The 25,944-nt window shown below is 59.1% G+C and carries 26 protein-coding genes; 17 read left to right on the top strand and 9 right to left on the bottom strand.

All coding sequences use genetic code 11. The features are described 5' to 3' along the window. Positions 1-20 precede the first annotated feature (20 nt). The 7 genes from ACUTSC_RS07140 to ACUTSC_RS07110 all read left to right on the top strand — a co-directional run bounded on the left by ACUTSC_RS07140 (position 21) and on the right by ACUTSC_RS07110 (position 7,210). The gene (locus ACUTSC_RS07140; protein WP_049234301.1) at positions 21-2,555 is read left to right on the top strand and encodes an outer membrane usher protein; all 2,535 of its coding nucleotides are present in this window, start codon (positions 21-23) and stop codon (positions 2,553-2,555) included. An 81-nt stretch (positions 2,556-2,636) separates the two neighbouring features. After that, positions 2,637-3,401 carry a fimbria/pilus periplasmic chaperone gene (locus ACUTSC_RS07135; RefSeq protein ID WP_048321394.1) on the top strand — a complete coding sequence of 255 codons (765 nt, stop codon included), beginning with the start codon at positions 2,637-2,639 and terminating at the stop codon, positions 3,399-3,401. A gap of 71 nt (positions 3,402-3,472) precedes the next feature. After that, on the top strand, positions 3,473-4,111 hold the full coding sequence (locus tag ACUTSC_RS07130) for a fimbrial protein (protein ID WP_063989367.1): 639 nt from the start codon (positions 3,473-3,475) through the stop codon (positions 4,109-4,111). Positions 4,112-4,161: 50 nt separating this feature from the next. After that, the gene (locus ACUTSC_RS07125; protein WP_130017501.1) at positions 4,162-4,716 is read left to right on the top strand and encodes a fimbrial protein; all 555 of its coding nucleotides are present in this window, start codon (positions 4,162-4,164) and stop codon (positions 4,714-4,716) included. A gap of 24 nt (positions 4,717-4,740) precedes the next feature. Then, positions 4,741-5,163, top strand: coding sequence for a hypothetical protein (locus ACUTSC_RS07120; RefSeq protein WP_197766510.1), 423 nt, complete (start codon positions 4,741-4,743; stop codon positions 5,161-5,163). Further along, positions 5,160-6,548, top strand: a complete 1,389-nt coding sequence (locus tag ACUTSC_RS07115; RefSeq protein WP_445653231.1) for an FKBP-type peptidyl-prolyl cis-trans isomerase N-terminal domain-containing protein — start codon at positions 5,160-5,162, stop codon at positions 6,546-6,548. The genes ACUTSC_RS07120 and ACUTSC_RS07115 overlap by 4 nt, the downstream gene beginning before the upstream one ends. Then, a complete protein-coding gene (locus ACUTSC_RS07110) occupies positions 6,545-7,210 on the top strand; it encodes a LuxR C-terminal-related transcriptional regulator (RefSeq protein ID WP_197766508.1) in 666 nt (221 codons plus the stop codon). Before ACUTSC_RS07115 ends, ACUTSC_RS07110 begins: the two co-directional genes overlap by 4 nt. Before the next feature lie 54 nt (positions 7,211-7,264). Here the strand turns inward: ACUTSC_RS07110 and ACUTSC_RS07105 are convergent, their stop codons facing one another. From ACUTSC_RS07105 to deoC, 4 genes are all read right to left on the bottom strand, one after another. Then, positions 7,265-8,632, bottom strand: a complete 1,368-nt coding sequence (locus tag ACUTSC_RS07105; protein ID WP_025302221.1) for an L-serine ammonia-lyase — start codon at positions 8,630-8,632, stop codon at positions 7,265-7,267. 92 nt (positions 8,633-8,724) lie between these two features. Continuing rightward, positions 8,725-10,023, bottom strand: a complete 1,299-nt coding sequence (locus ACUTSC_RS07100; protein WP_038881129.1) for an HAAAP family serine/threonine permease — start codon at positions 10,021-10,023, stop codon at positions 8,725-8,727. Positions 10,024-11,002: 979 nt separating this feature from the next. Beyond that, entirely contained in the window at positions 11,003-11,767 is a 765-nt protein-coding gene (deoR, locus tag ACUTSC_RS07095; protein WP_445653230.1) for a DNA-binding transcriptional repressor DeoR, read from the bottom strand. Positions 11,768-11,917: 150 nt separating this feature from the next. After that, positions 11,918-12,598 carry a deoxyribose-phosphate aldolase gene (gene deoC, locus ACUTSC_RS07090; RefSeq protein ID WP_197773163.1) on the bottom strand — a complete coding sequence of 227 codons (681 nt, stop codon included), beginning with the start codon at positions 12,596-12,598 and terminating at the stop codon, positions 11,918-11,920. A gap of 212 nt (positions 12,599-12,810) precedes the next feature. Between deoC and ACUTSC_RS07085 the strand changes: the two genes are divergently transcribed. Next, positions 12,811-13,647, top strand: a complete 837-nt coding sequence (locus tag ACUTSC_RS07085; RefSeq protein WP_197773164.1) for a hypothetical protein — start codon at positions 12,811-12,813, stop codon at positions 13,645-13,647. Between the two features lie 37 nt (positions 13,648-13,684). Here ACUTSC_RS07085 and ybjG read toward each other — a convergent pair whose 3' ends face one another. Then, positions 13,685-14,290, bottom strand: a complete 606-nt coding sequence (ybjG, locus tag ACUTSC_RS07080; RefSeq protein ID WP_063989376.1) for an undecaprenyl-diphosphate phosphatase — start codon at positions 14,288-14,290, stop codon at positions 13,685-13,687. A 5-nt stretch (positions 14,291-14,295) separates the two neighbouring features. Next, a complete protein-coding gene (locus ACUTSC_RS07075) occupies positions 14,296-15,030 on the bottom strand; it encodes a phosphatase PAP2 family protein (RefSeq protein ID WP_445653229.1) in 735 nt (244 codons plus the stop codon). Between the two features lie 146 nt (positions 15,031-15,176). On the opposite strand from ACUTSC_RS07075, the gene ACUTSC_RS07070 reads away from it, so the two are divergent. Both ACUTSC_RS07070 and eco read left to right on the top strand, forming a co-directional pair. Further along, positions 15,177-16,022 carry a 5'-methylthioadenosine/S-adenosylhomocysteine nucleosidase gene (locus ACUTSC_RS07070; protein ID WP_197766914.1) on the top strand — a complete coding sequence of 282 codons (846 nt, stop codon included), beginning with the start codon at positions 15,177-15,179 and terminating at the stop codon, positions 16,020-16,022. Between the two features lie 140 nt (positions 16,023-16,162). Further along, positions 16,163-16,675, top strand: a complete 513-nt coding sequence (eco, locus tag ACUTSC_RS07065; RefSeq protein WP_063989379.1) for a serine protease inhibitor ecotin — start codon at positions 16,163-16,165, stop codon at positions 16,673-16,675. A 55-nt stretch (positions 16,676-16,730) separates the two neighbouring features. On the opposite strand, the gene ACUTSC_RS07060 is transcribed toward eco, so the two are convergent. Beyond that, positions 16,731-17,636 carry a LysR substrate-binding domain-containing protein gene (locus ACUTSC_RS07060; protein ID WP_197773166.1) on the bottom strand — a complete coding sequence of 302 codons (906 nt, stop codon included), beginning with the start codon at positions 17,634-17,636 and terminating at the stop codon, positions 16,731-16,733. A gap of 112 nt (positions 17,637-17,748) precedes the next feature. Between ACUTSC_RS07060 and ACUTSC_RS07055 the strand changes: the two genes are divergently transcribed. The 7 genes from ACUTSC_RS07055 to ACUTSC_RS07025 all read left to right on the top strand — a co-directional run bounded on the left by ACUTSC_RS07055 (position 17,749) and on the right by ACUTSC_RS07025 (position 24,541). After that, a complete protein-coding gene (locus ACUTSC_RS07055) occupies positions 17,749-18,864 on the top strand; it encodes a four-carbon acid sugar kinase family protein (RefSeq protein WP_197766503.1) in 1,116 nt (371 codons plus the stop codon). Further along, entirely contained in the window at positions 18,861-19,862 is a 1,002-nt protein-coding gene (pdxA, locus tag ACUTSC_RS07050) for a 4-hydroxythreonine-4-phosphate dehydrogenase PdxA (protein WP_197773167.1), read from the top strand. The genes ACUTSC_RS07055 and pdxA overlap by 4 nt, the downstream gene beginning before the upstream one ends. 32 nt (positions 19,863-19,894) lie before the next feature. Next, entirely contained in the window at positions 19,895-20,587 is a 693-nt protein-coding gene (locus ACUTSC_RS07045) for a hypothetical protein (RefSeq protein WP_197773168.1), read from the top strand. A gap of 181 nt (positions 20,588-20,768) precedes the next feature. Then, on the top strand, positions 20,769-21,119 hold the full coding sequence (locus ACUTSC_RS07040) for a hypothetical protein (protein WP_123894463.1): 351 nt from the start codon (positions 20,769-20,771) through the stop codon (positions 21,117-21,119). Positions 21,120-21,500: 381 nt separating this feature from the next. Next, positions 21,501-22,976 (top strand): phospholipase, encoded by a 1,476-nt coding sequence (locus ACUTSC_RS07035; RefSeq protein ID WP_445653228.1) that lies wholly within the window; start codon positions 21,501-21,503, stop codon positions 22,974-22,976. Beyond that, the gene (locus ACUTSC_RS07030) at positions 22,973-23,716 is read left to right on the top strand and encodes an ankyrin repeat domain-containing protein (RefSeq protein ID WP_445653227.1); all 744 of its coding nucleotides are present in this window, start codon (positions 22,973-22,975) and stop codon (positions 23,714-23,716) included. Before ACUTSC_RS07035 ends, ACUTSC_RS07030 begins: the two co-directional genes overlap by 4 nt. A 51-nt stretch (positions 23,717-23,767) precedes the next feature. Next, positions 23,768-24,541 carry an ankyrin repeat domain-containing protein gene (locus ACUTSC_RS07025; RefSeq protein WP_197766497.1) on the top strand — a complete coding sequence of 258 codons (774 nt, stop codon included), beginning with the start codon at positions 23,768-23,770 and terminating at the stop codon, positions 24,539-24,541. 49 nt (positions 24,542-24,590) lie between these two features. Here ACUTSC_RS07025 and sigJ read toward each other — a convergent pair whose 3' ends face one another. Together sigJ and ACUTSC_RS07015 are read right to left on the bottom strand one after the other, a co-directional pair. After that, positions 24,591-25,487, bottom strand: coding sequence for an RNA polymerase sigma factor SigJ (gene sigJ, locus ACUTSC_RS07020; protein WP_443003663.1), 897 nt, complete (start codon positions 25,485-25,487; stop codon positions 24,591-24,593). Position 25,488: 1 nt separating this feature from the next. Beyond that, entirely contained in the window at positions 25,489-25,929 is a 441-nt protein-coding gene (locus ACUTSC_RS07015; protein ID WP_197766495.1) for a carboxymuconolactone decarboxylase family protein, read from the bottom strand. Positions 25,930-25,944: the final 15 nt, after the last annotated feature.

Below are 25,944 nucleotides of genomic sequence, written 5' to 3'. Positions count from 1 at the left end.
GTTATTGAAAGGACTTTATTATGCTTTCACCGGCAGGGAAGTTATTTCGTCTTCAGGCCTTGGGGCTTTGCGTTGCCCTTTCTCTGGGAAATCCAATCGCGTTGGTCTATGCCGCCGACGTTATTCAATTCAATACCGACGTATTGGACATCAACGATCGCAAAAATATCGATCTGAGCCAATTCACGCGCAGCGGCTACATCATGCCGGGCGTTTATACCATGGTGGTGCACGTCAATAAGAACGATCTGCCGGAACAACCGGTGACGTTTATGGCGCCCGAGAACGATCCTAAAGGCAGCGAAGCCTGTCTTTCGCCGGAATTGGTCAACCAACTGGGGCTGAAAGAAAAACTGTTAAGCACGCTGAACTGGACGCACGGCGGCCGTTGCCTTGACGCCTCCAGTCTGGCGGGGATGGAAGCCCGCGGCGATCTTGCCAGCTCTTCGCTGTATCTCAACATTCCTCAGGCCTATCTGGAATACAGCTCGGAAAACTGGGACCCGCCATCGCGCTGGGATGACGGTATTCCTGGGCTGCTGTTTGACTATAACGTCAACGCCCAAACGCAAAAACATCAGAAAGGCGGCAGCAGTTACAGCCTGAGCGGCAACGGCACCGGCGGCGCCAACCTGGGCGCCTGGCGTCTGCGCGCCGACTGGCAGGCCAACCTCAACCATCAGACCGGCTCTTCTCAGCCGACCGACAAACAGTTCGACTGGAGCCGCTATTACGCCTACCGGGCGATCCCGGCGCTGCGTTCGCGGCTGACGATGGGTGAGGATTACCTGAACTCCGACATTTTCGACAGTCTGCGCTTTACCGGCGTCAGCCTGCGATCCGACGACAGCATGTTGCCGCCCAACCTGCGCGGCTATGCGCCGGAAGTGACCGGCGTGGCGAAAACCAACGCCAAGGTAGTGGTCAGCCAGCAGGGGCGGGTGCTGTATGAAACGCAGGTGGCGGCGGGGCCGTTCCGCATTCAGGACATCAACGATGCGGTTTCCGGCGAGCTGGACGTGCGCGTCGAAGAGCAAGACGGCAGCGTGCAGGAGTTCAAGATGAACACCGCCAACATCCCTTATCTGACGCGGCCGGGTACGGTGCGTTACAAGCTGGCGACGGGCAAGCCATCGGAGTGGGGGCACCATCTGCGCGGGCCGATGTTCGGCACCGGTGAGTTTTCCTGGGGGATCAGCAACGGCTGGTCGCTGTACGGCGGGGGCATCGCCGGCGGCGATTACAACGCGCTGTCGCTGGGGATCGGGCGCGATCTGATGGCGCTGGGAGCGCTGTCGTTCGATGCCACGCAGTCGCGTGCGCGGTTGCCGCAGGATGGCACGCTGACCGGCGGTTCGTACCGGCTGAGCTATTCGAAGAACTTCGATGAATACGACAGCCAGGTCACCTTCGCCGGTTACCGCTTCTCCCAGGAAGATTTCATGAGCATGGGGGACTACCTGGATGCGCGTTACGAAGGGGGGCGCAGCGGCAAGAGCAAGGAGATGTACACCATTACCTTCAACAAACAGTTCCGCGATCTGGGGCTGAGCACCTATCTCAACTACAGCCACCAAACCTACTGGGATCGGGCGCCGAACGATCGTTACAACCTGATGGTATCGCGCTACTTCGACATCGGCGATTTCAAGAACGTCAGCGTGTCGCTGTCGGCCTATCGCAACCGATACAACGAGCGCAACGACGACGGGATGTATCTGTCGCTGTCGCTGCCCTGGGGCAGCGCGGGCACGCTCAGTTACAACATGACGCTCGATCGCGAAGAGAACGCTCATCGGGTCGGGTATTACAACCGGGTCGATGAACACAACAACTATCAGATCAGCGCCGGCGCCGCACGCAGCGGAGCGACGGCCAGCGGTTATTACAGCCATCAGGGCGACATGGCGCAGATCAACGCCAACGCCAGCTACCAGGCCGGCCGCTACAGCGCCGTCGGCATCGGCGCGCAGGGCGGCCTGACGATGGCGGCGGAAGGGGCGGTGCTGCACCGCGTCAATACGCCGGGCGGTACGCGCTTGCTGCTCGATACCGAAGGCGTCGCCGGTGTACCGGTGCGCGGCTACGGCAGTACGGTGCTGACCAACCGTTACGGCAAGGCGGTGGTGGCGGATGTAAACAGCTACTACCGCAACAAGGCCAGCATCGATCTCAACAGCCTGAGCGACAACGTCGAGGCGACGCGTTCCGTGGTGCAGGCCACGTTGACCGAGGGGGCCATCGGCTACCGCAAGTTTGAGGTGATTGCCGGCGAGAAGGCGATGGCGATAGTCAAGCTGGCGGACGGCAGCGAGCCGCCGTTCGGCGCCACGGTGCTGAATGCCCGCAAACAGGAGACCGGCATCATCAATGATGGCGGCAGCGTTTATCTGTCCGGCCTCAACCCCGGCGAGCGCATGAGCGTGCACTGGAACGGCGCGGCGCAGTGTGAAATTCAGCTGCCGGCGCCGCTGCCGGCCGAAATGTTGATGAACACGTTGCTGCTGCCTTGCCGTCCTCTTGCCGGCGACAAGCCGGCGGCTGACGCCAACTGACATACACCCGGCGGAGCCCGCTCCGCCGCTAAACCGCCGGGGCGGGCTCGTCCGCTTCCGGCCGACTGGAACCGTGAAGACATGATGAATCTGACTATGACCAGAAAGACCGTTTTCCTTGTGGGCCCGCTCGCCGCCGCGTTGACGATCGGCGCGGTCAGCCTGCCCGCTCATGCGGCCATCGCGCTGGATCGCACGCGCGTGATTTTCGACGGCGACCTGAAAACGGTCAGTCTTAACATCAGTAACCAGAACAAACAGTTGCCGTATCTGGCACAGGGATGGATCGAAGACGATCGCGGCAACAAGATCCAAAGCCCTTTCACCGTGTTGCCGCCGGTGCAGCGGGTGGAACCGGGCAAACCGAGCCAGGTGAAGATCCAGTCGCTGCCGGCGGCGCGTCAGCTGCCGCAGGATCGGGAGACGCTGTATTACTTCAACCTGCGCGAGATCCCGCCGCGCAGCAATAAGCCGAACACGCTGCAGATAGCGCTGCAGACGCGCATCAAAATGTTTTATCGCCCGGCGGCGCTCGCCCCGAAGAAGAACGCGGCGCCGTGGCAGGAGCAGCTGACGCTGACCCGGCAGGGCGACAAGTACGTGGTGAACAACCCGACCCCGTATTACGTGACGATCGTTGAGGCGAGCGCCGGTAAGGGCGGGAAAGGGGCGGCGGGCTTCGAACCGCTGATGGTGGCGCCGAAGGCCAGCGCCCCGCTGAACGTCTCCGCCGCGAGCCTCGGCAACGGTCCGTCGCTGGCATACATCAACGATTACGGTGGGCGGCCGCAGTTGAACTTCCGCTGCGCCGGCAATGCCTGCCAGGTCGTGCCGGTCGCCAAATGACGAGCCGCGCGCAGGCAGGGAAGACAGAGTGAACACAGCGGAGTGAACGAATCATGCAACGAAAGATCCCCATGCTGTTGGGAAAGGCCTATGAACGTCATCAGCGACGCACTATCGGCCTGACGGTGTTGGCCGCGCTGATGGTACCGCTGACGGCGGGCACGATGCTGATGCTGATGCCGCCGGCCCGCGCGGTGGACAACTGGGACGTGGAGGGGGCGAACGGCACGCTCCACGTCTACGGCGCGTTGACGGAAAGCGCCTGCAGTCTGGAAATGACCACCGCTCGTCAGGAGGTGTGGCTGGGGGAGACAGGAACGGCGCACTTCCAGCGCCCGGGCGATCGCGGCACGCCGGTGGCGTTTGAGCTGACGCTGAAAGACTGTCTGCGGGCACCGGCGAGCAACCGCGACGCCTGGACCGGGGTTCTGGCCTGGAGCGGCAGCCAGCCTGCGGTGTCGGTGGCGTTTGCCGCGCCGGCGGATGACGACGCGCCGGGTTTGGTCAGGGTCGCCGGCGTTACCGGCTTGGGGTTGCAGTTGGCGGATGCCAGCGGCCTGCCGGTGCGCCTCGGCGCGCGTAACAAACCGATCTTGTTAACGCCGGGACAAAACACCCTGACGTATACGGTGACGCCGGTGCGCACCCCGGCGACGCTGAGCGCCGGCGCCTACCGTGCGGCGATCGATTTCCGCCTTTATTACGACTAATACGCCGCTTGCGTCGGACCGGCGCAAGCCTAATCAAAGGGAGTGGCGTCATGCGCGCGACAAAGACGAACCGGCGCCGGAGCGCGCTGTTGGGGGCAGGCATGGCCATGGCGGCCGGCATGATGGCGCAGCCGGCGGCTGCGGCGGAAAACATGCGCTTCCACGGTACGCTGGTGGCAGAGCCGTGCGTCATTCAGCCGGGAGATGAGGATATCCAACTGGATTTCGGCACCATCGTCGACAAATACCTGTATCTGAATACCCGCACCCATAGCCAAACCTTCGCGTTGCACCTGACCGAGTGCGATCTCAGCCTGGGCAATACGGTGGCCATCACATTTACCGGCACCGAGAACGCCAAACTGCCCGGCCTGTTGGCGCTGGATGCCGGCAGCCTGGCCTCGGGGATCGGCATCGGGCTGGAGGACAGCACCGGCAAGGCGCTGCCGCTCAATCGCGCCAGCGATAAGTTCCGCCTGAATGCCGGCAACACCACGCTCACGCTGCAAGCCTATGTGCAGGGGGAGCCGGAGGCCATCCAAACGAAGTCCATCGGCCGCGGCACCTTCAGCGCGGTGGCCACTTTTACGTTGGAATACGAATAAGCGTCTACAAGGACAAAAAACGCAATGATGATAAAGCCCCTCACTCGCGCCCTGCGCATGGGCCTGCTGTGCCTGTTGGCGTTGAGCGCCGCCGCCTGCCAAAACCAAAAAGCGGGTAAGCCCGCCGCGAACACCAAAAATCAGGCTGTGCAAGCTCCCTCAGAAGAGGCTTTGCGCAAGCAGCGTGAGGCCGAGCAACTGCAGCAGTGCCAGCAGCAGTTGGACGCATTGCGCACGATCGACGAGAAACAGTATCAGCGCTATAAACAGGCCTTCGACAGTCTGATGAGCGGCGCTTCGCAGTACGCCAACCTGCGCGCCCGGGTAAACGGCGATACGCAGGAGACGGTGGATGCGCTGTATCGCTACAAGGTCAACTATCTGTGCGCCGGGGTGAATCAGGCGGTGTTGACCGGCTTGGCGGATCGCGGGGAGCAGGTTAAATGAGGCTGTGCCTGCTGGGCTGTGCGGTTCTGCTGTTCACCGGCGCCGCGCAGGCGGACGACGGCGTGCCGGCGCTGCTGCAGTTTGCCGAGCAATATCAACGGCAGAACACCGGGCCGGCGAGCGAAAACGCGGCGCCCGCCGACCGCGGGGCGGGGCAAAAAAAGCGTGAGTCGGCAAAGCTTCCGTCGGATACCCACCCGCCGGCTTCACCGGCCAAAGCTTTTACGCTGAGCCAGGAGTTATTGGCGCGTGACCAACAGCTGGCGCGCCAGCGAATGGAACTGACGGTGTTGCGCCAGGAACTCGCCGCGCTGCGGGCGGAGAAAGCGATGCCATCCGTCACGACGTTGCCTGATTCGTCAACGCTGCAGCAGTGGATCGCCGGGCTAGGCGCCGCCTGGCGCGGCTCGCCCGATGCGCAGCGCGCCGAGGCGCTGCTGCGGCAGGCGACGCAGGAAACCGCCAAAACCAAAGCGGCGGGGATGCAGGCCGAACGGCGCGCCACCGAGCTGGAGTCCGCTGCGCAGGCATCGGCACAGACGCTTGCACAACGCCAGCGCGAGCACCAGGAGGAACTGCACGCTCTGCGTACCGCGCTGGAGGCGAGTGAGCAGAAGCGGGCCGATGAGCAGAAAGTGACCCAGCAGGCGCGCGAAGCGCTGTTGGCGCTGCATAAGCGGCTGCAATGGGAGGTGACGCCGGAGCAGTTGAAGGATGAACGCAAGCGTTTGTCCTATGCGGCGGGCAGTGCGCTGGGGCGGGATATTCAGGGGGTAGTGACGGAGCGTCAAAGCTGGGGCGTACCGGTGGACCGCGACAGCCTGTTGGCGGGCGTCATCGATAGCGTGTCGGGGCGTTTGCAGCTGCCGCCGGATGAATTGAATACGCTGACGGCGCAGGCGGATGCCGCCGCCATGGCCGCGCGTGAGAAACGCGTTAACGAACAGCGGCGGCGTGATGAAGATTATCTGGCGCAGTTCAGTCAACAAAAGGGCGTAAAGCAGTCGGCGATGGGCTTTTGGTATCGGGTGGATTACGCCGGGGAGGGCGCATTGGCGCCAACGGCGGTGGTCGAGGTGGTCGTGAAGGAGAAATTGACCGACGGCACGGTGATCCAGGATATGGAACTGAGCGGCAAGGTGCTGTCGCAACCGCTGTCCGAGTATCCGCCGCTGTTCCGGGAGGCGATAGGCCATCTGCACAACCACGGTTCGCTGACGATGGTCGTGCCGCCGGCGCTGGCCTACGGTGAAACCGGCTATCCGCCGAAAGTGCCACCCAACGCCACCATGATTTATGAATTACGCATCGACAACAGTCAGGCTCCGGCAAAGGGGGGCCAGGCGGTTAAACGGGAAACCGGAACGGCGGGAGGGCAGGGATGAGCACCATGATAAAAATCGCGCTATTTGATGAAAACCGCTACTTCAGCGCCGGTTGGCAGGAGGCCCTGGCGCTGCACTTCAGCACTTATGGCAAGCGCACGCTGTTACTGGATGCGCAGCAGATTCACGAAGCCGATCTGGTGTTCTGCTATTTTCCTCCCGGCGTGCAAAGCTGTTTTTGTCACTTCGTTGAGGCGCAGGCCGCAGGGCGCAAAACGCTGTATTTCTCGTTGCGGACGCCGGAGGGGCGGCATAAGCGCACCGTCGGCACCCGCTGCGCGCTGGAGGCCGGCGTCATCTACCACGATATGCCATTGGTCTCGGCGCTGTATCAGGTGAGCGCCGAGCTGGAGCGGCGCAGCAAATGGCCGAGCAGGCCGGGCTGTGGCATGAACTGCGTATGCCAACACCGAGGCCTGACGCTGCGCGAACAGGAGATCATGCGCTGTATGACGCGGGAGATGGGGGTGACGCAAATCGCACGGATGCTGGACATCAGCGTGAAAACCGTCAGCAATCATAAGATGAGCGTTATGCGCAAGATGGGATTCCGGCGTAATGCCGAACTTTACGGCTGGCTGCGGCACAGCGCCAGCCCCGGCGCCGTGGGGGCTCGAGCCGGTATTCAGCCGGGCGTTGCGGCAGGGAAAGAGCGGCATTGAAACGGCGCCGGCCAGATCGGAACGGCCGGCGCCTTTAGTGATTCGCCGTGGCGGTCAATTGCAGGCAACGACCTTGATCGCCAGCCCGCCCTGGGAGGTTTCGCGGTATTTGGCGTTCATGTCTTTGCCGGTTTCGTACATGGTTTCGATCACCTTATCCAGACAAACTCGCGGTTCGCTGGTGCGGCGCATCGCCATGCGCGCGGCGTTGACCGCCTTGACGGCGGAAATGGCGTTACGCTCGATGCAGGGCACCTGAACCTGCCCGGCGAGCGGATCGCAGGTCAGCCCCAAATGGTGCTCCATGGCGATCTCCGCCGCGATGCACACCTGCGCCGGGCTGCCGCCCAGCAGCTCGGTCAACCCGGCCGCCGCCATCGAACAGGCTACGCCCACTTCCCCCTGACAGCCCACTTCGGCACCGGAGATCGAGGCGTTCATCTTGTACAGCGCGCCAATCACCCCGGACGCCAGGAAATAGCGGGTGTAGGAATTGGCATTTACCGGGCGGATGAACTTGTCGTAGTAAGCCAGCACCGCAGGGATGATGCCGCAGGCGCCGTTGGTCGGCGCGGTGACCACGCGGCCACCGGCGGCGTTCTCTTCGTTGACGGCCAACGCGAACATGTTGATCCAATCGACCACGTTCATCGGATCGATATTGTTCTTGTCGCCGGTCACCAGAATGCGGCGCAGCGCGGCGGCGCGGCGCGGCACTTTCATCGGGCCGGGCAGCAAGCCTTCGGTGTTGATGCCGCGTTCGATACCGGCGCTCATCACCTGCCAGACGTCGGCGAAGTGTGCGTCGATATCCGCTTTGCTGCGCAGCGCCAGCTCGTTCTGCATCACCAGGCCGGATAACGACAGCCCGGTGTCTTTGCAATGCTGCTGCAGATCGTGCGCTGATTTGAACGGGTAGGGCACCGGCGTGGCGCCCTCGGCGGACTGGCCGAAATGCTCTTCGTCGACGATGAAACCGCCACCGATCGAGTAATAGGTTTTGCTGTGCAGCAGGCGTTCACCGGCGAAGGCGCGGATGCGCATGCCGTTTTCGTGCAGCGGCAGGTTGTCGCTGTGGAAATTCATGCCGCCGTGCAGCGGGAAATCCACCTCGTGATGGCCGTTGGCCAGCGGCAGGCGGCCGCGCTGTTCGACGTCGCGGATAAAGCCAGGAATGCTGTCGATGTCCACGTCGTGCGGCAGGTTGCCGGCCAGGCCCATGATGATGGCGATATCGGTGTGGTGGCCTTTACCGGTCAACGACAGCGAACCGTACACGTCAACCACCACGCGGGTGGTGTCCTGCAGCTGCTGGTGGGCGATCAGATCGTCGACGAACTGTTTGCCGGCTTTCATCGGGCCAACGGTGTGGGAGCTGGATGGGCCGATGCCAATCTTGAAAATATCGAAAACGCTGACCATGGTCTCGCCTCCTTCTTCAGGTTTCAGGCGGTGAATACGGGAAATGGGGGAGTGCGGGAGGGCCGGCGCGCAGCGGCGCCGGCCGGACGTGATTAGCCGAGCAGGCTGAACACGATAGCAGAGATGGCAATCAGACCCATCACAACCACGAACACGTTGCTGATGTGGCCGCTGTACTTGCGCATGGCAGGCACTTTACGGATGGCATACATCGGCATCAGGAACAGCAGCATGGCGATGATTGGGCCACCCAGGGTTTCGATCATGCCCAGGATGCTTGGGTTCAGGGTGGCGACGATCCAGGTGGTCACCAGCATGAAGATAGCGGTCATGCGGTTCAGCTTGGCGGTGCTGACGGTTTTACCGCGGCTCTTCATCGACTTGGCAACCAGGCCGTTGAAGCCTTCACGGGCGCCCAGGTAGTGGCCCAGGAACGATTTGGTGATGGCGACGAAGGCGATAACCGGCGCGATGTACGCGATCATCGGGTTGTTAAAGTGGTTAGCCAGGTAAGACAGAATCGAGATGTTCTGCGCCTTGGCTTCCGCCAGGTTTTCCGGCGTCAGGCTCAGCACGCAGCTGAACACGAAGAACATCACGGTCAGCACCATCATGATGTGTGCATAAGCCAGAATGCGGGAGCATTTCTTCTCGGCGTCTGCGCCGTACTCTTCGCGTTTGGCGACGGCGAAGGCGGAGATGATCGGCGAGTGGTTGAAGGAGAACACCATTACCGGGATCGCCAGCCACAGGGTCATGATCAGGCCGTGGCCCATACCGGTACCGCTGCCGGACAGCGACACGTTTTCGAAGATGGCGCCGGTCCAGTTAGGGATCAGATACACCGCCAGCAGCATCAGCACCGCGACGAACGGGAAGACCAGGATGCTCATGGTTTTCACGATGGCCTGCTCACCGAAGCGCACGATGGTCATCAGGCCGACGATCAGGATCAGCGACAGGATGGCGCGCGGCGGCGACGTCATGCCCAACTGGTGGGTGATGAAGCTGTCGACGGTGTTGGTGATCGCCACGCTGTAAACCAACAGAATCGGGTAGATGGCGAAGAAGTACAGCAGGGTAATCAGTTTGCCGGCGGTGATGCCGAAGTGCTCTTCTACCACGGCGGTGATGTCTTCACCGGGATTTTTGCCGGACAGAACGAAACGGCACAGGCCGCGGTGGGCAAAGAAGGTCATCGGGAAAGCGATGATGGCCATGATGATCAGAGGAATTAAACCGCCGATGCCGGCGTTGATTGGCAAGAACAGGACGCCTGCGCCGATGGCGGTGCCGTACAGGCCCAACATCCACATGGTATCCGTTTTACGCCAGGTACTGCTGGAGCCCGAGGCCGCAGAGGCAATTGTGCCGGTCTGTGTAGTGTCCATAAATATCTCCGAAGTGAACACGAATTTAAAATTAAAAGGCAAAACTTAAGGTTAAACCGTCAAACGTTCTATTCAGGCAACGCTTGCGGTAAGAATCAGGTGTTGCTTGCGGGGATGTTTTGGCGTCCCCCTGGTTGTTTATTGCGTTCATTACCAAGGCACAGCGCCGGGTAATTCACTAAAGACTTTTCACCGTCACGGGCGATAAAAGTCGTTACCGCTGCCGACAGGTCATTGCCTGTCGATTTTTGTTGGCGGCAAGATAACGATTTACAGTAGAAACAACCGTGATCCTGCTCTCAAATGCGCAATATGTGCAGTTATCAGCTTTTTAATCGACTTTTCACGCATTTGTTGCACATTTGTGTAAGATTTTGTGCTGAGAACGCTCTCATAAAAATTTCTGCGATTATGCGGTTTGTACAATAATTAGCCGGATAAAGCGCTGTACTCAGCAGCAAGCCGAGCAATATATTTTATGCGTGGTTTTGGATCTAGCGAAAAACCCGGATTAAGCAGTTTTAGTGACGTAGATCACATTGTATTTTTAAGTAAAATTCCATTCATTTATTTGTTTTTAAAGATTTTTTATTAAAAATCACCGCTAATAACGAAGGGAAATTACTTACGTGGTTAGCGGATAAAAATGCGTAACCATTCATCATATAAATAACAGATAGCTAACAGGTATTGGCGAGATTTGCTGCAATCGCGTAAACCGCCGTTTATTTAAACATCCCGGCCTTTGGCGCGATTTATCATATAAAAGCCATAAATAGTCGTTAATTCACGCCGCCGACAGCGTGTTTAGCCTGCGAGAAAATAATCACTCGGGTGACCTGTTGCATTTTATTAACCTGATGTTGCGTGCGGATAAGCGAAAAACGCGAATCGATTGCGCATTATTTGTTCATTTCCGGGCGAAGAAAGAAGGGGGTTGCAGCGGTGCGCCGCCGGTTTCGACGGCGCAGAAGGCGGATTAATAGCGGGTGGCGATGGCGTTGTCGTTGAAGAACGCAATGAAGTCGGCGTCTGGTTGGCGGTCGCTGATCACCCGATCAAACTGCGTCAGGGGGCCGATGCAGGCCGGTTTGGTTTTGCCGAACTTGCTGTGATCCGCCACCAGGATCTTTTGCTGCGCCATCGCCATGGCGCGATGCTTCATCTCCAGCTCGTCGAAGTTGAAGCAGGTGGCGCCGTGCTGCAGGCTGAGGCCGGCGGCGGAGATAAAGGCGATGTTCGGGCAGATGTGATCGAGCTCGTTGCGGCCACCGACGCTGGAAAAGATGTAGTTGTTCGGCTTGAACTCACCGCCGCACAGGACCACCTTGCAGTTCGGTTTGTCCTGCAGCGCCAGGAAGGTGTTCAGCGAATGACAGACGGCGGTGAAGGCCAGCTCGTCGGGGATGGCGTCGATGATCGCCGGGGTGGTGGTGCCACAGTCGAAAAACACCGTGTCGTTTTCGTTAATCAACGGCGCCGCCAGCAGGCCGATGCGCCGTTTCTCCGTCACCTGCTTGGCTTTTTGATCGGAAACAAAGTAGTTGGTCACGCCGTTGCTGCGCGGATCGGTCACCACGTAACCGCCGAGCAGCACCACCGCCGCCGGTTCGGCGCTCAGATCGCGGCGAATGGTCATCTCCGAGACCCCCAGCAGCGCGGCGGCTTCTTTCAGGTGGATCTTGTCAGCGCGTTTTAACGCCTGAACTAGCCGGTTGATACGTTCTTCGCGCCGCGTTTCCATAGGTCCGTCTTCCCACAGGTGATAGAGGTAAAGGGCGTGCCGGCATTTCCGGCTAAACACAACGATGCGGGGCAATATCGGGCCGCCTTGGCCGCCCGTATTGTCCCGCATCGTTGTGTATTGGCTATGCCCGTCAGGGCATGCCGACGATCAGTAGCTGCCCGCCGCCGGCTGGGCGCCGGAAACGATGGCGACGCCGGAGCTGGTGCCGATACGCGTGGCGCCGGCGTTGATCATCTTCTCGGCGGTGGCGCGATCGCGCACGGCGCCGGAAGCTTTCACGCCCATTTTGCTGCCCACGGTCTCGCGCATCAGTTTGACGTGCTCTTCCCGAGCGCCGCCGGTGCTGAAGCCGGTGGAAGTTTTCACGAAGGCCACATCGAGTTCGCGACACATTTCACAAACCTGGACGATCTGTGCATCGCTGAGCAGGCAGGTTTCCAATATTACCTTCAACGGGATCGCCGCGCAAACCTCGCGCACGGCGGCGATGTCGGCTTTCACTTCGTCCAGCAGGCCGCTTTTCAACCAGCCGACGTTGATCACCATATCGATCTCTTGCGCGCCGGCGGCGATCGCCGCTTTGGCTTCAAAGGCTTTGGCGACGGTCAGGCCAGCGCCCAGCGGGAAACCGATCACCGAGCAGACTTTCACGGTGCTTTCCTGCAGCAGTTGGGCCGCCAGCGGCACGTAGCCGGAGTTGACGCATACCGCATAGAAGTTGTGCTGTTGCGCCTCTTCACACAGTTTGGCGATCTGCATTTCGGTGGCGTCCATCGCCAGCAGGGTGTGGTCAACGTAGCTGGCGTAATCGATGTTTTCGATGGTCATCGCGGTTCCTTAGTGAGGTTAAGACAGTAAACGGGGTGAGTAATGTGAAAATAATAACATTACGATGCTGATAAACCTAGTGGTGTTTAAAAATGTCGACGAGATCGACGATATGATGCCGTTATGTGTATACATTAAGGACGATTGATTTGTTATTTAAATAACATTTTGGGGCTCGCGGCCTGCGCGAGCGAAACGTCGAGGGAAAAAAGATGAAGATCAACATCGATCTGGCTCCTGAAGCTTTCGGGGCGCAGCGGCAGGAACTGTTCCGCAACGCGGATTTCGCGGTGAGTGCGCATCGCTGCGCAAAACGCGGGCCGATGCTGACGCTGGCGAACAGCCGTGGCGCGCTGACGGTTTTACCGTATCAGGGCCTCGCGATCTGGGACGCTGAGTTTGACGGTTACTCACTGAAGTCGGGCCGCCGCAGCGTGCGGGGCGCAGGAAAAAAGCGCGCTGACGATGCCGCGTTCTATCCCGCCTGGTCGGGTCAGGACCCGGCGCCGCCACAGATGCAGCGCGTGTGGCTGCAGCTGGCAGGCGATGAGTTGGCGTTGCACGGTGAGGGCGAGCGGTTGGGCGGCCATTGGCGCATCGGCCCGGCGCTGCGTCTGGCGGCGCAGAGCGCGCAGTTCGCCATAGAGATGAAGGTCACCAACCTGGGCGAGCGGCCGCAGCCGCTGCGCTATGTTTGCTGCCTCAACTACGATTGCATTCCCGACGCGGTATTCCGCCAGAATCTGCCGACACCGGCTTTGATAGGGGATGCGATCGGGCAGGAGCTGCTGTGCTCTGACGATCTGACGCGTTACGTGGATCAGGCCGAGTTCTTTATGCTGGCGCCGCAAGGCCGACGCTATGTGACGCGCTTCGCCACCGGGCAATTCAACTATGGTCTCCGGCGCATCGCCGTTCAGGGCAACCGGCGGCTGCTGGCTTTTATCCAGCCGGCGAACTGTCGGCCGAACGCGCCGGAAGGGGAGGCGGGAGTGATGCTGGGAGCGGGAAAAACGCGGGCGTTTTGTGTGACCACCGGCGTGGTGTGAAATCACGGGGCGGTAACGCCCCGGTCATGTTGTGCGGTTACTCTTTCACCCAGCCGCGACGGATGGCGAAGGCGAACAGGAAGCGATACAGGCGCGACAGCTTGTCGGCGAGGATATCGCCGAACAGATTCCACACCAGCTGAGCGAACAGGCAGCCGACCAGGCCGAGCAGGAAACCGCCGACCATATCCAGCGGCCAGTGCACGCCGAGGTAAACGCGTGACCAGGCGATGCCGACGGCGACAATCATCAGCAGCGCACCGGACCAGACCCGGTGCCAGAACAGGAACGCCAGCGCAAAGGTAAAGATGGCGGTGCCGTGATCGCTGGGGAACGAACTGTCCGGCGCGTGCGCCAGGAAGGTATAACCCACGCCGGCGACGAACGGGCGCTCATGCGGCAGCAGCGCGCCGATAGTGGAGGCGGCAAGCATGGCGAACAGCAGCGCGATCGTGGTTTTCGCCACCACTTCGCGCTGCGAAACCAGCTGGCTTCGCGGCCCCCACAGCCACAGGCCGACGATCAGCAGCGGCACGATAATGATAAGATCGCGTGCCAAAAAGGTGGCGAAATCGATCATCCACTCGGGAGACGCCGGGGTCGCATTGATCCAAGCGAAAAGAACATGGTTTAACTGCTCCATAACCGTTACCTCATCTTGCGGCTCCAATAGCCGCTAACCGTCCAATAAATAGCCAACTGGCTTAACCAAACCCACCAACCCGCCCACAGGTTATGGGTAAGAAAATGTGCGCCGCGCATGATCTGACCAAAGCCCATCAACATGCCGAGCGCAATACCGCCGCACCAGCACCACCAGGCCAGGCGCGGGCGCTGCGGATAAAACAGGAAAAACAACGCCATGACTGCGAAACCGCTCGAGGCGTGCCCGCCGGGGAAACAGCGACCGGGGCCGGGCAGCGCCGGCACCGCGCCGAACAGCGGGAAGGACATCGCCTTGCCGCCGTACTCGATCAGATCCCACGGACAGGAGTGCGCGCTGGTGGCCTTGAGAATGCCCACCACCAGCGGGCCGATGCCGAGAAGCAGCATGCTGACAATCAGGCGCGCGCTGCGGCGATAGATGCCCCAAAACAGCGCCAGTACCGCCCCGACGATCACTATTTGCTTCAGCAGGCGGTGGTTGATCAGGTCCAGCCAATAATTGTTTTGCCACGGGAAATGCCCGCTGGCGGCATCGTACCAATAATTGCTGATCGCCCAGTCCAGCTGTTCGTTGCGGGAGAGCCACAGGAAGACCAAACCGCTGATCAGCAGGACAAAAACTTGCCAACGGTAAAAGGATGTCGGCAGGGAGTAAAGGGCGGTTGTCTTATTTTGCGGTGCCGTTGAGGATTGATTTAATGATGATTCTGGATTCACGCGCAGGCTCGGTGACAGGATTGAATAGCGCCACTGTAATAATTCTGTCTTAAGAAAACCTTAGTCCGCCGGTAAGAAAACCCTATCCGACGTTACCGCCTTCGGCTAAGGTAATCGTTTGCTTTTTTTGGGATGAGAGTGTGGTGATGAAGAATAAAGCGCGTGTCTTACTGTTGGCGGCTGCCGGTGCGGCCTTTTCTCCGCTGAGTTTTGGCCAACCTGCGGCCGCCGGGCCGATCGTGGTGCAGGGCGCCATGCCGGTAGAGGCGGAACGTTTCGCCCAGCGGTTGGAGAACCCGCGCGAGGAGCAGATCGGCGGCTGGCGCTTTTGGCACGGCACCGTAGACGGCTACCCGGTGGTGGTGTCGGAGACGCTGAAGGGCATGTCCAACGCCGCGGCGGCCACGGCGATCGCCGCCACGCAGTTCCATCCGGTGGCGATCATCAACCAGGGCACCGCCGGCGGCCATGATCCGGCACTGAAAGTATATGACATCGTGCTGGGCAAATACTCGGTCAATCTCGGGGCGTTCAAAACGCCGGCCAAGGCGTTGGGGGAAGGCAGCGACTCGCGGCAGTGGCAGCCGATGGATCTGTTGGCTTCCAAAGGCAGCGCCGGCGAGGACAAAAAGGCGCACAGCCTGCGTCAGTTTCCCGCTGACACCAACCTGCTGGCGATTGCGCAAAGCGTTAAGGGCGATTACCGACAGGGCAAGGTCGTGGAAGGAGTAATCGGCTCGGCCGACGTGTGGAACAGCGAGCTGGACCGCATTCGCTATTTCCACGACCGTTATCAGACTTCGGTCGAAGAGATGGAGACCGCCTCCGCCGCGCAGATCGCCGCCGAATTCAAGGTGCCGTTCGTCGGCATTCGCGTGTTGTCCAACAACATCACCAATCAGGGCAACTACGATCCGCAAACCGGGCTGGCATGCCAGGATTATGTCTATCAGGTGGTGAAGGCCTATGTTGCCAACCTGAAGAAACGCTGAGTCATTGCTCCGGTTAATCGACGATATCAGGCGATTGTCACTATTGAACGCCTATTGTAAAGAAGATTAAACCTGTGGCGGGCTTGGCTGTAGTGTATTAGTTTATAGGCGGATTATTTGACAACGTGTAGGGATAAAACATGAACAAGGCATCCGTTGTATTTTCTGGCCTGCTGATGGCCGTTTCCGCCGGCGCCATGGCGGCGACCTCTGGCGATGACGCGGATATCAGCAAGCAGCCACTGGAAAAGGTCGCGCCTTACCCGAAAGCCGAGAAGGGCATGAACCGTCAGGTGATCTACCTGCCGAAGCAAGAGCACGAAGAGAACTACAAGGTGGAGCTGCTGATCGGCAAGACGCTGGAAGTGGACTGCAACCGCCACATGATTGGCGGCACGCTGGAGACCAAAACCCTCTCCGGCTGGGGCTATGACTACCTGGTGCTGGAGAAGCTGTCCGATCCGGCCTCCACGCTGATGGGCTGCCCGGACAACACCAAGACCAAGCAATTCATCGCCGCCAACCTGGGTGATGCCGCGATGCAGCGCTACAACAGCCGCCTGCCGATCGTGGTATACGCGCCGAAAGACGCGGAAGTGAAATACCGCATCTGGAAAGCCGAAGACACCGTAAGCCAGGCCGAACAGAAGTAATCGCCGCCTGACGCCACTCCGCTTGCCCTGCGCGGCAGGCGGAGACTTTTCCCCATTACGCTTTTTTTTCGCCCACCAACACCGCCCGTTCGGTTTCTTCCCCCATGGCGATCAGCCAATCCAACACCGTTGAGAAGATCGCATCCTCCTGGCCGTCGGCCTGGGTCATCAGCACGTAATCCGTCCCGTCAGGCGCAAAGCCATATGGCGCCACCAGCGCGCCGTTGACGATATCATCCGCCACCAGCGCCAACGGGCCGATGCCGATACCGGCGCCGGCGACCGCCGCCTGCAGGCTGAGATAGAAATGTTCGAAACGCAGCTCGTTGCCCGGCCGGAGCTCGATGCCGCTGTGGGCGCACCAGTCGCGCCAGGCGTGCGGGCGCGTCTCGGTGTGGAGCAGGGTGCCACGCAACTCACGCCCCGCCGCGGCATGCTCTCGGCGGCAAACCGGGCCGACCCGCTCTTTGAGGAACGGGCGGGCGATCACGTCGTCGGCGATCGGGAAATCGTTGCGGCGAATCGCCAGATCGATGCCCTCGCGTGAGAAGGCGACGGCGCCGCCGGCGGAGACCAGCTGCAGATCGCGTTCTTTCCCCACCGCCTGCTGTAAACCGGCCAGTCGCGGGATCAGCCAGCGGATCAGAAAGGTCGGCTCGCAGGAGATCACCAACGGGCGATTCTGATGATGCCGACAGGCGCGGTCGATCGCCGATTGCAGGTTGTCCAGCCCCCGGCCGATCTCGCTCGCCAGCTCTTGCGCCTGCGGCGTCGGATGCACCATGCGGCTGGTGCGCTGAAACAGCGCGAATCCCAGGGTCTGCTCGAATTCGCGCACCGCGCGGCTGACGGCGCCGTCGGTGACGTTGAGAGATTTGGCGGCTTTCGACACGCTGCCGTACCGCACCGTAGCTTCGAAAGCCCGCAATACCGCCAGGTTAGGCAATCTTCGTTGACGCACTGCGCCCCCTTTTGATTGAGTTTTTGTCAATCATCGATACTACGCAAATCGTTTTTTATTGCCAGCCAAATCCGCCAAAGTGTGCATCACTTTCCACTTACGGGTAACTGCGATGATTGCCATTCTCGCCGATGACCTTACCAGCGCGCTCGACGGCGCGGCCCCGTTCGCCGCACGCGGACTGAATGCCTGCGTCATGCTGCGCCTGCCCGATGCCGCGTTGCAGGGCGCTGAGATCGTCGCCTTCGATTTAGATTCCCGCTTCGTTTCGCCGGAGCAGGCGGAGCGGCGTTTTCGCCATGCCGCCGCCTGCGTGAAACCGGCGCGCCTCATCTACAAAACGGTGGATTCCACGCTGCGTGGCAATCTGGGGCCGGAAACGCGCGGGGCGCTGACGGGCAGCGGGCGCCGTCTCGCCATCGTCGCGCCGGCCTTCCCGGATGCCGGCCGCACCACGGTGGGCGGCCGGCAATACGTCGACGGCGTCGCGCTGGAGCAGACCGCCTTTGCGCGCGATCCGAAGAACCCGATCGTCACCGGTTACGTCATGGAGCGCATGGCGGGGCTGGAGCCGACGCGCTTTCAGGTATTCGACGCCGCAGGCAACGGCGAGCTGGATGAGCTCGTGGGGCGGATCGGCATTGCCGAACCGGTGGTGTGGGTGGGATCGCCGGGCCTGGCGGCGGCGCTGTCGCGTGCGTTATCCCCAGAGGAGAACGCGCCGCCCGCTCAACCGCCGCTGCGAGCCAGCAAGGTGCTGGTGGCGATTGGCAGCCTGCATCCGGCGAATGCCGCCCAGCTGGCAAGCCTGCGGCAGGCGGGCGCGGTGCTGGTTACGCTGCCTGAAGCAGCCGATCCCGAGGCGGTAGCGCAAGAGGTGCGAGCGGCGTTTGCGCGTGCCGATGTCGTTTGCCTGATGTCGCCCCGGTCGCGAGCGGCCGCGGCGGATCATGCCGCTGCGCTGGGCGCGGTCGTCAGCCGTTGCACGCAAGCCTTCGATGGGCTGGTGGCGACCGGCGGCGATACCGCGCGGCGTATCGTCGACGCCATGGCGGCCGGCTCATTGACGCTGTTCGGTGAGGTGGAACCCGGCGTGCCTTTCGGGTTGTTAAATCTGCCGGGCCGCAGGCTGCCGTTCGCCACCAAGGCGGGCGGTTTTGGCCGGGCTGCCACGTTGTTGAACTGCGTAACCCGGTTGCGCGCTGACCGAGAAGGAGAAGAACGATGACCCTTTCCACCTTGCCGCTGGCGATAACCATGGGCGATCCCGCCGGCATCGGGCCGGAGATCATCGCCAAACTGGCGGCCACAGAGCGGTTGAGTACGCCTTATGTGGTGATTGGCGATGCCGGTGCCCTGGCGCGCGCGGCGGCCAGTCTGGGGCTGACGCTGCACATCCGCGAGCTGCCCGCCTCGCTGGCGGGATGGGACGAAGCCTGGATGCGGGGAGAAACCGCCGTCTATTCCGCCGGCGTTGCGCTGCCGGTGGACTTGCCCCCCGGCAGGCTCGATAAGCGCGCGGGCGCGGCGTCTTATGCCTGGGTGGTTGCCGCCATCGATCTGGCGTTGGCGGGGCGTATCGCCGGCATCGTCACCGCCCCGTTGAACAAGGAGGCGATGCGCCTGGCGGGGATCGATTATCCGGGGCACACCGAGATCCTGGCGGCGCGCTCGGGCACCCAGGACTTCGCCATGATGCTGGCCAACGACGAGCTGCGGGTGATCTTGGTTTCCATTCACGTTTCGCTGCGGGACGCCATCGACGCGGCGACCGTGGAAAACGAGCTGCGCGCGTTTCATCTGGCGCAAACGGCCTGTCGGGCGTTAGGCATAGCGAAACCGCGCATTGCGGTGGCCGGCCTGAATCCGCACGCCGGGGAGAACGGCCTGTTCGGCCGCGAAGATCTTGACGTCATCGTGCCCGCCATCGCCCTGGCGCGGGAACAGGGGTTGGACGTCAGCGGCCCCTGGCCCGGCGATACCGTTTTCATGCGAGCCCGGCGCGGGGAGTTCGATATTGTGGTCGCCCAATATCACGACCAGGGCCTGATCCCGGTGAAATATCTCGGGGTGGATCACGGCGTTAACGTCACCGTCGGCCTGCCGTTTATCCGCACCTCGGTCGACCACGGTACGGCGTTTGATATCGCGGGCAGCGGACGGGCGGAACACGCCAGCCTGCTGTACGCCTTCCGGCAGGCGGAAAAAATGCTGCGCGCCCAATAACTCACATCACCTGAAGACAATAAGGAAACACCATGCACACACCCGAGTTTATTTTCATGCTGACGCGCAACGACAGCACGGTACCCGATGCGCAAGCGCGGCTACCAGAGGTGCTGGCTGCCGGCGTGAAGCATATCGGCTTTAAGGATATCGGCCTGCCGCTGGACCAACTCAAACAGTTGGCGCTGGCGATCCACGCCGGCGGCGCCACCGCTTATCTGGAAGTGGTTAGCCTGGATGAGGAAAGCGAGATGAATTCGGCGCGCGCGGCGCTGGCGTTGGGTGTTGATGTCTTGATGGGGGGAACGCGGCCGGAAAGCGTGCTGTCGATCATTCGTCAGTCTGGCCTGCGCTACTATCCGTTTGCCGGTCGCATCAGCGGCCACCCCAGCGTGCTGGAAGGTGACATTGACGATATTGTCGCCAGCGCCCGCCAGCGCGCCGCTTTACCGGGCGTGACAGGGCTGGATCTGCTGGCCTACCGCTTTGCCGGCGACGTGCCGACGTTGATTCGGCGGGTGTGCGATGCGGTCGACAAACCGGTTTATATCGCCGGGTCTATCGACCGGGAAGAGCGCATCGCCGCCGTGGTGACGGGCAATGCGGTTGGCTTCACCGTCGGTACCGCGGCGCTGGACGGCGTGTTTCCCGCCGATAAGCCGGGGCTGACGGCGCAAGTCAACGCCGTGAAATGCCTGATTGGCAATGTGATCCGCAAACTGTAACGCGTTCCCATTCGGTTCTTTCCAGGGCGATGGGGCGGTTATCTCATTCGTTGAATCATTAATTTGTATGGCTTCTCTTTTTAATGCTCTAGCGAGCAGGCACGCCCTTGGGCGCTCGCCGACGTTTACCCGGCAAAACAGCGTGATTGCCGCCAGGTTCAATATATAGAGGGAGTGAAAAATGAGTAAAGGGTTAGGGAGTGCCGTTGTGGCGGTGAGCCTGTTGTTAACCGGCTGCGATACCTTCAGCCTGCTGCGCGATCAAAAGATCGCCGAGGCCTTTCACGTTGGCGCCGACAAGCGCTCGGTCAGCCGGGATTTCGGCGCGCCGATTGCCACCCGGCCGACGCTGAACGGCCAAGGCGTGTGCCACGACTATAACCACCGCTTGCCGAACGGCACCGTGACGCCGTTCTACGTCGGCTTCAGAAACAGCGACGGCAAAGTGGTGGCCTTTGGCCCCACCACCTGCGGAGAAGCGCAGGCCAACGGCAATCTGAACAGTGATGAACCTATCAAACAGCGGTTCTAAACGGGCGTTGCTGCGCCGGCCTGGGGCCGGCGCAGCAAAAGCAGCCCAGCAACGTCGGGTGTGCCATTTTTCTTTTTCTCTATATCCCTTCTGATTCTCCGCCAGACTTTTATCTGAGATTTATTTTCCTATGGCGTTTGCCAGACGCCGCTGCCGAAAAACGCCACTGCATGAATTTCCTCCACCGAGTGTTACGGTGTGAACAGCAAGACAACAAAGCAATCTTTGCTGAATTGTGCTAGTTTTTCGAACATTCACGGACATGCAGTGACCTGCAAGATAAGGATATCCAATGCGTTATCGTTCGCTAAATCTCGGCGAGGTGACAAGGAAAGGGGCCGGAACGCCGCCTCAGGGAAGTGACGTTCGGGCTGGCGCCGTATGAAGCTGCTCTCTCTCTTTTCTGAACACACGGCGCCGGAAAGTTTCTCCCGGATACTCACCCCGACACAAGCGCACCATGAGCTGGAACGGCATTATCTGTTCGGCGGCGCAGCAGGCATATCGATAAGCAGCCGGTACTCCATAACCCGCAATACTCAATCCGGTATTGGCGTCACCGGTTATCGTGAGGACGCGATTGTGAAGCGCAGCGTGTTCGATGATCTCAACCGGGGCGGTTTGCTGGCGATTGATGAGGAAATTGGCGCCTGGACGCCGACCAAATACGCGTTTTACGTCGACGCGGAAGGCCGATTACAGCGCTATCCCGGCAGCTCTCTTCCTGCCTTTTATCCTACAGGGCGCGTGATCGCCCGCTATGAAGAAATGGTCAGCCGCTATGGCCGGCGGGCAAAACCGACGGTGCTGCCGGCGAGGCAGAATACGATCCGGAATCCCCCTCTGCAGCAAGCCATCGCTACCGCAGTGGCAACCGTTGCCGCCACGGTGCAGGCCATTCGTCCGATGACCAAGGCAGAACGCTGGCAAGAACGCCAGTACCTGATAGGGCGAGGCAACCGCAGCATTTACCCGGATGCGCGCATGGCGGCACAGCGATTGGCGGAGAACAACGTCGCGGTCGAAAAGGCGAAGCTGGCTGAGAATGTTTACAAGACCACCGATTCACTAGGCGAACTACCTGGAGTACCGGAGGGCTGGAAAGATATCAGTAATGACGAGCGAGCTTTAAATAGGCTTGGTCTGGACAGTAAAATGCTTTATGACAAGCCGATAAATCCTGATTTTTTAGCCCGAGTTTATCAACCAGACGAGAGTATCTTTGGTAAAGCGATGAGTCCGACGGTGGTGTTTCGAGGATCGCGTGCGCCTGAGCTCCCGGAAGGAATAAGCACTGCAGTTCAAAAAGCTTTATTAAAAGGGGATCTGTCAGGCGTTAAAAACCTGAGCGACTGGACAAACAATGGTGCTCAGGGAATAGGGCTTAATTCTGAATACTACAAAAAAGCGGTTAATATCGGTAAAGCAATCAAAGGCGATGTTGGGATATCTGGCCATTCACTGGGCGGGGGCATGGCATCTGCGGCCTCCATGGCCAGCGGTAAACCGGCATGGACGTTTAATGCAGCGGGTCTGAATGCGGGAACCGTAGAAAAATACGGCGGTTCGATAATAGGCAGAGCCGATAATATTCAGGCGTATCGCGTAAAAGGGGAGCTGTTGACTAAGCTGCAGGAGGTTGATTTGTGGGAGGATGCCAAAGACCTCAATTTTTATCCGCCTGCGGTGATGGCGAAAGAGCGGTTGTCCATGTTGGCGCCTGACGCCGTAGGGGTTAAACACACGCTTCCCGGTGGAACAGGCTCACTGCTGGATAAGCACGGTATAGACCAGGCGATACAATGCATTGAAAATGAAAAAGACGATGACATTGCCACAATCAAGGGAAGAATATGAAAAAGCTTATTCTCATTATCACGATGGTAGTGTCTATGCTCATCATACAGGGGTGCGAACAAGGTATGGATTTACAACCGCAGGATTATTTTGACGGTCAGCAATTGGACATTGCCAAAGCCATTTATGATGGTGATAGGCCGCAGTTGGATAAACTGTTGTCATCAGTAAACAAAGAGCTCTTAAACCGTCCAGCTAAGGAAGAGATGACCTTATTGTTCTGGGCGATAAATAACGCTATCTTTGACAAGAACACGCCAGAGCGGCTCAAGATCATTACGGATTTGGTAAAGGCCGGCGCAGATCCTTTACAGCCTCAACCCAACACGCCAGGTAGCCCCGCTGAGTTTGTTATGAAGGCGGACAAAGGCGTCTGGATACAGGCCATGCTGGAAGGTGGCCTTTCTCCAAACGCCAGAGATAAGGTTCATAATCAACCTATTATTTTTGAAAGTTTTGAAGCGAAGAATACCGAAACATTAAAGGTGCTGATTGCGTACAAAGCTGATGTTAATATCAAAGGGTCTATGAACAGAACTCCATTAATTAATGCGCTGTATAACAGTTGCCCTGAGCACATTGAGGTTCTTTTGGCTCATGGCGCTAACCCCTTAGCCAAAGATGATTTTAATGACAGCTTCCTTTCTCTGATTTCTGCGGAAATAGATAAAGGAGACAAAAATAATTCTTATATAAAAAAATTAATTAAAATTAAAGAGAAGATAAACATTGTGAATTAGTTAGCTTTCAGGTGGGTGAAATAACGGGCGTTTGACGTGGACGGGTACGGCATGAAGCACATTACTCTGATTATCACCGTGGTGCTGTCGATGTTTGTGATGCAGGGATGCAAACAAGGTAGGGATCTACAACCACAGGATTACTTTGAAGGAAAGCAGCTGGACATCGCTAACATCATCTACGAGGGTGACAGGCAAAAGCTGGATAAGGTTTTACCGACGGTAAGCAAAGAAACGTTAAATCGGCCGGCCAAGGCGGAGATGACGTTGCTATTCTGGGCGATAAATAACGCTATCTTTGACAAGAACACGCCAGAGCGGCTCAAGATCATTACGGATCTGGTCAAGGCGGGAGCAGATCCACTGCAGCCAAGAGCTGAGGGGGGGAGTAGCCCAGCTGAATTTGTTATGAAGGCAGATAAGGGAATCTGGATAAAATCCATGTTAGATGGGGGGCTCTCTCCTAATGCAAAAGATAAAATCAACAATAAGCCAATTATATTTAAAAGTATTCTTGCGAAGAATACAGAGACATTAGAGGTCATGCTGGATTATGGTGCGGATATAAATATAAGAAATTCACTGGGTGATACGCTGCTCATCGATGCTTTAGACTATCACTCCTATGACCACGTCATTCTTCTTTTAGAAAAAGGTGCCGATAGCGATATAAGAGGCAACTCGGGTTGGACGATGGGTAATCAACTGCAACGGCTGATTAATAGGAGTCAGGACGGCAGTGAGGCGAAAGAGTCTCTTGAGCACATCAAAGACGAGCTAATTAAGCGTGGTGGGAAATGGCCGCCTGCCCCTGTCAGTCAATAAACCGTCTCGCTGTATTACCAGAAAGTGGGCACATGTTGTAAAGGTGTTCTTACCGCAGAGGCATTGTCCACAGACGGTCGAGTTGCGAAAGTTTGCTTGGGTTGCGCACGATAAATACCTGAGCCAGTCGGCCTTCGGCATTCAAGTTGAGGCTGACAGACGCCGTAATACGGCCTTGTTCGGATAGCAAGGCGCCTGGCACGCCATTGATGAGCGCGTGTTGCCAGAGATAGGCTCGCCAAAATACGGGCAATTTACCGCCGATAAACTCGAGTACGTCACGTTTGCCGACGAGTTCAGCCAGGTTGGCGGGCACTTTGCCGCCGCCGTCCGCACTGAGCTTAACGTCTTCGGACAACAGGGTCGAAAGCGGTTCGATATCTGCCGTTTCCACCGCCGTTTTGAAAGCGATCAGCAACGCCTTCTGCCGCTCTGTGGGCTGGGTGTTACGCTCCTCCGGGTGGCCAACTTTTGTGCGCGCGCGTGACACCAGTTTACGACATGCCGTTTCTTCTCCACCTAATGTCATGGCGAGATCCGCGTAGGGCAAGTCAAAGATGTCATGCAGCAAATAGGCTGCGCGCTCGCGGGGAGTGAGTCTTTCGAGCAACAGCATAAAGGCCGTCGACAGCGACGATGAGAGCTCCAACATCTGCTCGGGCGTTTCGGCTACGGCGGTTTGAATGGGTTCTGGCAGCCAAATACCGACATAATCGACGCGAGCCTGCTGCGCGGCGCGCAGCAGGTCGAGGCAACGACGAGTGCAGACGGTGGTCAGCCAGGCCGCAGGATTCAGAATGCTGTGGCGATCCGCATGTAACCATTTGATATAGGTATCTTGCACGGCATCTTCCGCGTCGGCCAGAGAACCTAAAATACGATAGGCGAGGCCGATCAGAAACGACCTTCTCGATTCGAACAGTGCTGCATACTTGTCGTTTTTCATATTAGTGGCCGGAAATATGAATTCTATTCCACAGATTTATCATAGTGATATTTGCGGTTAGTACGCTGATTTCTTCCTCGGAATAGTACGCGCGCAATGCTGCGCGCAGTGGGCCATACTCGGTATGGCGTTCAAGCCGCGTTAACGCTTCTGTCCAGGCAAATGCGGCGCGCTCGCGAGGCGTGAAATCATCAACGTGTTCCCATACCACCAGCCTGTCCAGACGTGCGTTGGTTTCACCGTCCTCGCGCGCTTCTTTGGTATGCATCTCGACACAGTAACCGCAGCCATTGATTTGCGAAGCGCGCAGGAGGACGAGATGGTAGATCTTGCGCTCCAGATTGTGCGCATCGATAGCGCCATGCACTTTCAGCAGCGCGGAAAAAACGTTGGCAATGTTTTGCGCATGATTGACAGGGTCGGTATTCACTGGCGTAGTCATAAGAACTCCTCATTT

The sequence above is a fragment of the Serratia sp. TSA_105.2 genome (assembly GCF_052692115.1).
The sequence above is the reverse complement of the archived record's forward strand: the minus strand, read 5'-3'. Positions and strand labels throughout refer to the sequence as shown.

Excerpts from the sequence above, each read along its gene's own strand:
- ACUTSC_RS07105 (WP_025302221.1), bottom strand. The coding sequence starts at position 8,632 with ATGGTCAGCGTTTTCGATATTTTCAAGATTGGCATCGGCCCATCCAGC.
- ACUTSC_RS07120 (WP_197766510.1), top strand. The coding sequence starts at position 4,741 with ATGATGATAAAGCCCCTCACTCGCGCCCTGCGCATGGGCCTGCTGTGC.
- ACUTSC_RS07125 (WP_130017501.1), top strand. The coding sequence starts at position 4,162 with ATGCGCGCGACAAAGACGAACCGGCGCCGGAGCGCGCTGTTGGGGGCA.
- ACUTSC_RS07085 (WP_197773164.1), top strand. The coding sequence starts at position 12,811 with ATGAAGATCAACATCGATCTGGCTCCTGAAGCTTTCGGGGCGCAGCGG.
- ACUTSC_RS07055 (WP_197766503.1), top strand. The coding sequence starts at position 17,749 with ATGATTGCCATTCTCGCCGATGACCTTACCAGCGCGCTCGACGGCGCG.
- ybjG (WP_063989376.1), bottom strand. The coding sequence starts at position 14,290 with ATGGAGCAGTTAAACCATGTTCTTTTCGCTTGGATCAATGCGACCCCG.
- pdxA (WP_197773167.1), top strand. The coding sequence starts at position 18,861 with ATGACCCTTTCCACCTTGCCGCTGGCGATAACCATGGGCGATCCCGCC.
- ACUTSC_RS07015 (WP_197766495.1), bottom strand. The coding sequence starts at position 25,929 with ATGACTACGCCAGTGAATACCGACCCTGTCAATCATGCGCAAAACATT.
- ACUTSC_RS07035 (WP_445653228.1), top strand. The coding sequence starts at position 21,501 with ATGAAGCTGCTCTCTCTCTTTTCTGAACACACGGCGCCGGAAAGTTTC.
- deoR (WP_445653230.1), bottom strand. The coding sequence starts at position 11,767 with ATGGAAACGCGGCGCGAAGAACGTATCAACCGGCTAGTTCAGGCGTTA.
- ACUTSC_RS07070 (WP_197766914.1), top strand. The coding sequence starts at position 15,177 with ATGAAGAATAAAGCGCGTGTCTTACTGTTGGCGGCTGCCGGTGCGGCC.
- ACUTSC_RS07115 (WP_445653231.1), top strand. The coding sequence starts at position 5,160 with ATGAGGCTGTGCCTGCTGGGCTGTGCGGTTCTGCTGTTCACCGGCGCC.
- ACUTSC_RS07100 (WP_038881129.1), bottom strand. The coding sequence starts at position 10,023 with ATGGACACTACACAGACCGGCACAATTGCCTCTGCGGCCTCGGGCTCC.
- ACUTSC_RS07030 (WP_445653227.1), top strand. The coding sequence starts at position 22,973 with ATGAAAAAGCTTATTCTCATTATCACGATGGTAGTGTCTATGCTCATC.
- ACUTSC_RS07025 (WP_197766497.1), top strand. The coding sequence starts at position 23,768 with ATGAAGCACATTACTCTGATTATCACCGTGGTGCTGTCGATGTTTGTG.
- sigJ (WP_443003663.1), bottom strand. The coding sequence starts at position 25,487 with ATGAAAAACGACAAGTATGCAGCACTGTTCGAATCGAGAAGGTCGTTT.
- ACUTSC_RS07130 (WP_063989367.1), top strand. The coding sequence starts at position 3,473 with ATGCTGTTGGGAAAGGCCTATGAACGTCATCAGCGACGCACTATCGGC.
- ACUTSC_RS07045 (WP_197773168.1), top strand. The coding sequence starts at position 19,895 with ATGCACACACCCGAGTTTATTTTCATGCTGACGCGCAACGACAGCACG.
- eco (WP_063989379.1), top strand. The coding sequence starts at position 16,163 with ATGAACAAGGCATCCGTTGTATTTTCTGGCCTGCTGATGGCCGTTTCC.
- ACUTSC_RS07135 (WP_048321394.1), top strand. The coding sequence starts at position 2,637 with ATGATGAATCTGACTATGACCAGAAAGACCGTTTTCCTTGTGGGCCCG.
- ACUTSC_RS07110 (WP_197766508.1), top strand. The coding sequence starts at position 6,545 with ATGAGCACCATGATAAAAATCGCGCTATTTGATGAAAACCGCTACTTC.
- ACUTSC_RS07140 (WP_049234301.1), top strand. The coding sequence starts at position 21 with ATGCTTTCACCGGCAGGGAAGTTATTTCGTCTTCAGGCCTTGGGGCTT.
- ACUTSC_RS07040 (WP_123894463.1), top strand. The coding sequence starts at position 20,769 with ATGAGTAAAGGGTTAGGGAGTGCCGTTGTGGCGGTGAGCCTGTTGTTA.
- deoC (WP_197773163.1), bottom strand. The coding sequence starts at position 12,598 with ATGACCATCGAAAACATCGATTACGCCAGCTACGTTGACCACACCCTG.